This is a genomic window from Bifidobacterium aemilianum, from assembly GCF_003315635.1.
Taxonomy (GTDB): Bacteria; Actinomycetota; Actinomycetes; order Actinomycetales; family Bifidobacteriaceae; genus Bifidobacterium; species Bifidobacterium aemilianum.
Genome location: NZ_PDCG01000034.1, coordinates 1 through 726 on the forward strand (window position 1 = coordinate 1; position 726 = coordinate 726).

A 726-nucleotide genomic window follows, 5' to 3' on the forward strand; every position below is an offset into this window, starting at 1 on the left:
GTTCGATGGGTGCGGCGTTGAAGCTGTAGAAGGTGTTCTACTCGTGGCAGAAGTCGTCCGAAGCCTCTTCCAGCTGGAAGGCACCCTTGGCATCGTCCTCCATGTGGGAGGTCCAGCGCTCGCTCATGGCGCTGGCCTCTTGGGGGGGGGGCAGGTGGACGACGTGCTTTACGGTCCACGACTCCCATCCCTGGGTGCCCGGGTTGCGTTCAGTGCCGCGTACGGTCAGCCTTGTTCCACCTGCCTGGTCGATCCAACCTAGGAAGTTGTCCTCCCGATGGACTTTCTGGCCCTCCATGTGCACAGTCAGAGTCAGGACCAGATTGGCACCCTCGCCCTCTGCCTCAACGGGCATCTGGATGCTGGCCGGCGTTTCCCAGTGCTCGGCGTAATGCGTGTCCGGGCCCCACGAGTCCTCCTTGGTGGTGTGGCAGCTGCCGTCGGCCACGCTCTGCCAGATCAACCGCCAGTTCAGTTTCAGCCGGGTGCCGCAGATTTCCTCCTCGTTGTGGGCGATGATCGTGCGTTCGCTGACAGAGCCGGATTCGTATGTCTTGTGGGGTTGGTTCAGGCGGGGCTCCTTGTCGTAAGCGGTTGCATCCGCGTAGGAGTTCGCAAAGTATTGATAGCCGCCGCACTCAATCCAGCGGTCGACACCCGGATTGTTGGGGAAGGGTTCGAACTGGGCGCGTATGAGCAGCTGGGGGTTGAGCCCCCGAGACCGGG

1 protein-coding gene is annotated in these 726 nt (G+C 62.3%); it reads right to left on the reverse strand.

Annotation, left to right across the window (positions count from 1 at the left end; all coding sequences use genetic code 11):
* Nucleotides 1–37: 37 nt before the first annotated feature.
* On the reverse strand, nucleotides 38–726 hold a 689-nt coding region (locus tag CRD60_RS08860; protein ID WP_161522226.1), incomplete at its 5' end, for a hypothetical protein.